This is a genomic window from Streptomyces sp. NPDC059092 (assembly GCF_042756365.1).
Classification (GTDB): domain Bacteria; phylum Actinomycetota; class Actinomycetes; order Streptomycetales; family Streptomycetaceae; genus Streptomyces.
This window is the reverse complement of record NZ_JBHZEJ010000053.1, coordinates 50,365-57,503: the sequence shown is the minus strand read 5'-3', so window position 1 is coordinate 57,503 and position 7,139 is coordinate 50,365. Positions and strand designations below refer to the sequence as shown.

The window sequence follows — 7,139 nt, the reverse complement described above, 5'->3', positions numbered from 1 at the left end:
GACCGGGGCGGCCCCGGTCCTGCCGGCCCGGGCCCTGACGGGCACGGACCCGCGAACGGGCGGCACCCGCGCGGAAGATCGCGGGTGCCGCCCGTCCGGAACGGAGCGGCCTGGATCAGGCGCTGCAGGACGTGGTGCTCGTGGTGGAGGAGCACGTCGACGTCGAGCTGCAGCTCGTGGAACCCGCGAGGACGACCTCGCTGGCGTCCGAGTAGTCGGAGATCTCGAAGGTCTCCGACTCCAGCTCCATGATCTCGTCGGCGAGCGAGGAGAGGGCGTTCTTGTCAGCCATGGTGACTCCTTGGATTCCACGCCAGGCTCCGGGGGGCTCCCCGGTGGTCCTGTGCCGTGCTGTCCCGCGGCGGTGCCGTGGTGCACTCGTATTCCAGCCGAACCCACTGCCACCTCGGCCTGTCTTCCACTGACCGCGCGTGTCAGCGATCTGTACGCGGCACGCCACCGGGGCGGCGCACGATGGGCCGGATGAGCCCCGTCGCGTACCCCGGAGAGAACACGCCCGTCCTGGACGGGCTGCGAGAGGTCCTGCGCCCCGCCGTCGCGCTCTGCCTCGATCTGCACCAGCACCCCGAACTCTCCGGCGAGGAGCGCCGCACGGCGGCCAGGCTGGGGGAGTGGCTGCGCGAGGCCGGTTACACGGTGACGGGCGGCGTCGGCGGGCACGGTGTCGTCGGAGTGCTGCGCAACGGCGACGGCCCCCGCGTCATGATCCGTACGGAACTGGACGCGCTGCCCGTCACGGAGGCCACCGGCCTGCCGTACACGAGCAGCGGCCCCGTCGCGCACGCCTGCGGCCACGATCTGCACATGGCCGCCGCCGCGGGCGCCGCGTCCCTGCTGGCCCGGGGCCGGGAGAGCTGGCGCGGCACCGTCGTGGTCGTCGGCCAGCCCGCCGAGGAGACCCTGGCCGGGGCGCGGGCCGTGCTGGCGGACGGTCTGTACGAGCGTTTCGGGCGGCCCGACGCCGTACTGGCCCAGCACACGGCCCTGTTGCCCGCCGGCATGATCGCGCACGCGTACGGACCGATGCTGGCGGGGAGCGCCGGGATCGAGGCCGTCGTGCACGGCCGGGGCGGCCACGCGGGCACCCCGCACCTCGCGGTGGATCCGCTGGTCACCGCCGCCGCGGCGGTGCTCCGGCTCCAGACGGTGGTCTCCCGCGAGTGCGCCCCGACCGAACCCGCGCTGCTGAACGTCGGGTCCTTCCACTCCGGGACGGCCGACAACCTCGTCCCCGACCGGGCGACGCTCGGCATCACGGTCCGCGCCCTGTCCGAGCGCGCACTCGACCGGATGACGGCCTCGGTGGAGCGGATCGTACGGGCCGAGTGCGCCGCCTCCGGCTGCCCCAGGGACCCGGAGATCCGCACCGTGTCCCGCTCCCCGGTCACCCATCCCGACCCGGCGGCCACGGACGTCGTACGCCGGGCTCATGAGCGCCTCTACGGCTCCGAGCGCGTGGCGTCCTGGCCGCCGTCCATGGCGACCGAGGACTTTCCGCTGTACGGGGACGCGGGACTCTCCGTACACGGCGAGGAGGGGATCGCCCTGGTGTACTGGATGTTCGGGGTGGTCGGCCCGAAGGTGTGGGCACGGACGCCGGGCACGGCCGGGGAGAAGCTCGCGGTCCTCCCGCCCCACCACTCCCCGGGGTTCGCCCCCGACATCCGTACCGCGCTTCCCACCGGCATCACGGCGATGACCGCCGCCGCGCTGTCGCGACTGCGCACCGGGAGTTCCTGATGGTCCGTCCATACCGTCACGGGCCGGGACGGGGTCGCCCGCGGTGCGGGACGAGTCCGGACATGGGCCGACGTGGCGACTCCCGTGACCCACGGTTCGGGCACCTTTATCAACAAGTGATCGTACGGGCGTTTTTCGCCACCTCTGATGGCCGTAGTCTCGCCACGAGCGCACGCTTTCTGCACATAAGTCTCACGGGGTGAAGGGCGCATCACACATGCAGGGCACCGTCGATGGGTTCAACTACGGCGTCGTCACACCGGTGGCGGCCTATCTCATGGCAGTTCTCGGCGGGGCCCTGGGGCTCCGCTGCACCACCAGGTCCTTGCGCACCGAGCGGTCCTGGAAGCCCGGCTGGCTGGCGCTCGGCGCGACCTCCATCGGTTCGGGCATCTGGACCATGCACTTCATCGCCATGATCGGCTTCCAGGTCGAGGAGGCGCCGGTCGGTTACGACGTGCCGACGACCGTCCTCAGCCTGGTCGTGGCGATCGTCATGGTGGGGGTGGGGATCTTCGTCGTCGGCTACCGCGGGGCGACCCGCGCCACGCTGACCACCGCCGGCGCGATCACCGGTCTCGGTGTCGCGGCCATGCACTACATCGGCATGGCCGGAATGCGTCTGCACGGACGGCTCGACTACGACACGACGACCGTCGTGCTCTCGGTCGTCATCGCCGTCGTCGCCGCGACGGCCGCGCTCTGGGCCGCCGTGTCGATCCACGGCTTCCTGCCCAGTCTCGGTGCGGGCCTCGTGATGGGCGTCGCCGTGACCGGGATGCACTACACGGGCATGGCGGGGATCAGTGTCCACCTGCAGGGGGCCGGCGGCGGCTCGGCGGGCGGCGGTTCACCGACCTCGATCATGTTCCCGATGCTGCTCGGCCCGGTCGTCTTCCTGGTGCTGGCGGGCGTCGTGGTGATGTTCGACCCCATCCTCGTCCTCGGTGAGGGCGAATGGGACCGGCCGGAAGGCGGGAAGCCGGTACGGAGCGGTGCGGCGGCCCGGCCCGTGTGGCCGCCCGTGTACGACGACGTGAAGGGCGGCGGGGCCGCCTCCCCGGCGCGGGGGCCGCATCGCGGTGACAACTCCCGGAGTCCGTACGACTGGTGACCGGCCACCCGGTGACCGTCATGCGGTGAGCGCGTGACGGTCACCCGCCTGTTCGAGCGCCGCCCCGCCTGCCACGGGGCGGCGCTTCACGCGTCCCGCGCCGCCGCGCCGTCCGCCGGGCCGATGGACTCCCGCAGCCGGGCGCTGGCCATCCGCATGTGCTCGGCCATCGCCTCGCTGGCCGCGTCCGGATCATGGGCGCGGATCGCCGCCAGGACGGCGTCGTGCTCGCACAGGGTGCCGCTCACGGTCCCCTCCAGATCGCTGACCCGCTCCATCCACACCTGGAGCAGCGCGCGGATGGAGTGCAGGATGTCGCTGAGTACCGAGTTCCTGGCGATGCTCGCCGTCTCCAGGTGGAAGGCGATGTCCGCGTCGATGAACGCCGCGACGTCCGTGCCGGCGTCCCGCATCCGCCGCAGGTGCTCCTCCAGCCGCGCCACGTCCTCCGCGGTGGCGCGCTCCGCCGCCAGCCGCGCCGACACGCCTTCCATGTGCGTACGCACCTCCACCAGGTCCTGGGTGCGCCGCTGGCCCAGCATCAGCCCCCAGTTGATGGCGCGCGGCAGGAACTCCGAGGTCCCCTCGCGCACGTACGAGCCGGAGCCGGGGCGGATCTCGATGATGCCGAGCACGTCGAGGGCCGAGAGGGCGCCCCGCACGCTGGACCGCGCGACCCCCAGCGCCTCGGCGAGCTGACGCTCCGCGGGCAGCCGGGTACCGGGCTTGATGTCGCCCGCGGAGAGGTGGTCGAGAAGCCGCTTGGCGACCTCGCTCACCGACGACTCGCGCACGACGGGGCGCAGGAGCCGGGCGAGATCCGGCGAGGCGGGCGATTGCTGATCAGGCTGACTGGTCACGGTCACCAGTACACCAGATGGGTGTTCCCGCTGTTCAAAGGTGTCCTGAACCCGCCTGTAGCCGAGTCGCCCCACCCTTTGTCAAGAGTGGCGTGCGTCACTTCAAGAGTGACGCTCGCCACATTGGTCAATTGGTGACCAATTTTCTTCTGGGGGTTACGTTGAAGACACATCAGCCGGTGGAGCGGGTGCTGCGCTCTGTTTCAGCCATGATCCCCGCCGACTGTGACCCGAGTCCGGACAGAGCTGTCCGGCGCTGCCGAGGGAGTCACCATGGGTGCCACCGCGTTGCCATCCGCGCCATCCGCGGTCGAGCGATCAGCGATCAAGAAGGTCTCGATCCGGCTCGTCCCGTTCGTCGCGTTGATGTTCTTTGTGAATTACCTCGACCGGACGGCGGTCTCCTTCGCGGAGCCGAACGGTATGGGGCAGGACCTGGCGCTCACCGCGGCGCAGTTCGGATTCGCCTCCGGGGTCTTCTTCATCGGATACATCATTCTGGAAGTCCCCAGCAACATGGCGCTGCACCGCTTCGGCGCCCGCCGCTGGCTCGCCAGGATCATGGTCACCTGGGGCATCGTGTCCCTGCTGTTCACCTGGGTGCAGAGCAGCGAGCAGCTCTACGCGCTGCGCTTCCTGCTCGGTGTCGCCGAGGCGGGCTTCTTCCCCGGGGCGATCCTCTTCCTGAGCCAGTGGGTGCCCACCCGGCACCGTACGAAGGTGCTCGCGCTCTTCTACCTGGCCCAGCCGCTCACCACGGTCATCGGTGCCCCGCTCGCGGGCTGGCTCATCGGCCACCACGGGCTGTTCGGCCTTGAGGGCTGGCGCGTGATGTTCCTCTTCGTGTCGATCCCCGCGATCCTCCTCGGCGTCATCGCCTGGTTCTACCTGATCGACCGGCCCGCCGACGCCAAGTGGCTCACCCCGGCGGAGAAGGACTGGCTGACGACCGAGCTGACCGCGGAGAACGCCGCCAAGACGGGCGCCGACCAGAGCCACGGCCGTGCCGCGCTCAAGGAGGCGTTCCGCAACGGGCGCGTCTGGATCCTCGCGATGGTCTACTTCGGCTTCATCTACGGCCTGTACGCGCTCGCCTTCTTCCTGCCCACGATCATCGAGGGCTTCCAGGAGAGCTTCGGCACCTCCTTCAGCGTGATGGACAAGGCGCTGATCACCGCCATCCCGTACCTGCCGGCCGCCGTCGTCCTCTTCTTCTGGTCCCGGCACGCCACCCGGCACGGAACCAGGACCTGGCACGTCGCGGGACCGGCCGTCGTCGGCGGTGTCTCCATCCCGATCGCCCTCTACATGGACTCCCCGGCCGCGACCATCGCCGTGATCACCGTGACGGCGTGCGCGATCTTCGCCGCGCTGCCCGTCTTCTGGTCGATCCCCTCCCGCTTCCTGACCGGCGCCGCCGCCGCGGCGGGCATCGCCCTCATCAACACCGCGGGCAACATCGGCGGCTTCGCGGCCGGCTACGTCACCGGCTGGCTCAAGGACTTCAGCGGTTCGTACACCCTCTCCATGTTCGTGGTGGGCGGCTTCATGCTCCTGTCGGCCGTCCTGATGGCCGTACTCGCCAGGCGCCGGCCCGCCCACCCCTCCGACCCCGCGGACCAGCCGCTTCTTGAGGTGCACTGACATGACCCGCCTGTTCAACGCTCCCGAAGCCTTCGCCGACGAGGCGCTCGAAGGGTTCGTGGCGGCCCACCGCCGCTGGGTGCGCCCCGTCTCCGGGGGTGTCGTACGCTCCACGCCGACCGCGCCCGGCCAGGTCGCCGTCGTGATCGGCGGCGGCTCGGGCCACTACCCCGCCTTCTCGGGGCTGGTGGGCCCCGGGCTCGCGCACGGAGCGGCGGTCGGCAACGTCTTCGCCTCGCCGTCGGCCCGGCAGGTCCGCACCGTCGCGCAGAGCGCCCACGCCGGCGGCGGCGTGGTCCTCATGTACGGCAACTACGCGGGTGACGTGCTGCACTTCGGACAGGCGGCGCAGCAACTCACCGCCGAGGGCATCGAGACCCGTACGGTCGCCGTCGCCGACGACATCTCCAGCGCGAGCGCCGACGAGCGCGACAAGCGCCGCGGGATAGCCGGTGACCTGCCGGTCTTCAAGGCCGCCGCCGCGGCGGCCGAACAGGGCCGCTCCCTCGACGAGGTGGTCCTGGTGGCCCGGCACGCGGGTGACCGCACCCGCTCCTTCGGCATCGCCTTCGGCGGCTGCACGCTCCCCGGCGCCGACAGCCCGCTGTTCACCGTGGCCGAGGGCCGGATGGCCGTCGGCCTGGGCATCCACGGCGAGCCCGGCATCGGCGAACAGGACGTCCCGACGGCCGACGAGGCCGCCGAGCTGCTGGTCTCCACACTGCTGGCCGAGCTGCCCGAGGGCGTCGCCGAGCCGCGTGGCGAGCGCGCCGCCGTCATCCTCAACGGCCTCGGCACCGTCAAGTACGAGGAACTGTTCGTCGTCTACCGCCGGGTCGCCCAGCTCCTCGCAGAGGCCGGGGTCGAGGCCGTCGAACCCGAGGTCGGCGAGCTGGTGACCAGCTTCGACATGGCGGGCATCTCGCTCACGCTCTGCTGGCTGGACGAGGACCTCGAAACCCTGTGGACCGCCGGGGCAGACACCCCCGCCTACCGCAAGGGCGAGGTCACCGCACCGGCCGCCCCCGCCGCCGGAGCCACCTCCGCCCCGGCCGGCGACGCTCCGGCCACGGCGATCCCCGCCGCCACCGAGGAGTCCCGCGCGACGGCCACCACCGCGGTCGCCGTACTCACCGCCATCAGCGACGTCGTGGACACCCACGCCGACGAACTCGGCCGGATCGACGCCGTCGCCGGCGACGGCGACCACGGCATCGGCATGCGCCGCGGCTCCGAGGCCGCCCGGCTCGCCGCCGTCGCCGCGGCGGCGGCGGGCGCCGGAGCCCGTACGACGGTCAACGCCGCCGCCGACGCCTGGTCCGACCGGGCCGGCGGCACCTCGGGCGCCCTGTGGGGCGTCCTGCTGCACGCCGTCGGCACCGCCCTCGGGGACACCGGGAAGCCCACCGCGCGGACCGTGGCGCACGGCGTCGCGGAAGCCTCCGCCGCCGTACAGCGCCTGGGCGGGGCCGAGGTCGGCGACAAGACGATGGTCGACGTCCTCGTCCCCTTCGCACGGACCCTCACCGACGCCACCGCCGAGGGCGCCGCGCTCACCGACGCCTGGGACCGCGCCGCCACCGCGGCCGAACAGGCCGCGAAGGCCACCGCCGACCTCGTCCCCCGGATCGGCCGCGCCCGCCCGCACGTCGAACGGTCCCTCGGCACCCCCGACGCCGGCGCGCACTCCCTCGCCCTGATCGTCCGCGCCGTCCACGGCGTACTCACCGCCCGCTGAACACCCACGAGGAGCACCCCCC

6 protein-coding genes are annotated in these 7,139 nt (G+C 72.1%); 4 read left to right on the top strand and 2 right to left on the bottom strand.

All coding sequences use genetic code 11. The annotated features are described in order from the left end of the window. Positions 1-115: 115 nt before the first annotated feature. Positions 116-292 (bottom strand): thiazolylpeptide-type bacteriocin, encoded by a 177-nt coding sequence (locus ACFXPL_RS26440; RefSeq protein ID WP_384924172.1) that lies wholly within the window; start codon positions 290-292, stop codon positions 116-118. A 191-nt stretch (positions 293-483) separates the two neighbouring features. On the opposite strand from ACFXPL_RS26440, the gene ACFXPL_RS26435 reads away from it, so the two are divergent. Together ACFXPL_RS26435 and ACFXPL_RS26430 are read left to right on the top strand one after the other, a co-directional pair. After that, a complete protein-coding gene (locus ACFXPL_RS26435) occupies positions 484-1,761 on the top strand; it encodes an amidohydrolase (RefSeq protein WP_384924170.1) in 1,278 nt (425 codons plus the stop codon). Positions 1,762-1,978: 217 nt separating this feature from the next. After that, positions 1,979-2,875 carry an MHYT domain-containing protein gene (locus ACFXPL_RS26430; RefSeq protein WP_384924168.1) on the top strand — a complete coding sequence of 299 codons (897 nt, stop codon included), beginning with the start codon at positions 1,979-1,981 and terminating at the stop codon, positions 2,873-2,875. A gap of 86 nt (positions 2,876-2,961) precedes the next feature. On the opposite strand, the gene ACFXPL_RS26425 is transcribed toward ACFXPL_RS26430, so the two are convergent. Then, positions 2,962-3,741 carry a FadR/GntR family transcriptional regulator gene (locus tag ACFXPL_RS26425; RefSeq protein ID WP_384924166.1) on the bottom strand — a complete coding sequence of 260 codons (780 nt, stop codon included), beginning with the start codon at positions 3,739-3,741 and terminating at the stop codon, positions 2,962-2,964. A 267-nt stretch (positions 3,742-4,008) separates the two neighbouring features. Between ACFXPL_RS26425 and ACFXPL_RS26420 the strand changes: the two genes are divergently transcribed. Continuing rightward, positions 4,009-5,379, top strand: a complete 1,371-nt coding sequence (locus tag ACFXPL_RS26420; RefSeq protein WP_384924164.1) for an MFS transporter — start codon at positions 4,009-4,011, stop codon at positions 5,377-5,379. Position 5,380: 1 nt separating this feature from the next. After that, a complete protein-coding gene (locus ACFXPL_RS26415) occupies positions 5,381-7,117 on the top strand; it encodes a dihydroxyacetone kinase family protein (RefSeq protein ID WP_384924162.1) in 1,737 nt (578 codons plus the stop codon). Positions 7,118-7,139 lie beyond the last annotated feature (22 nt).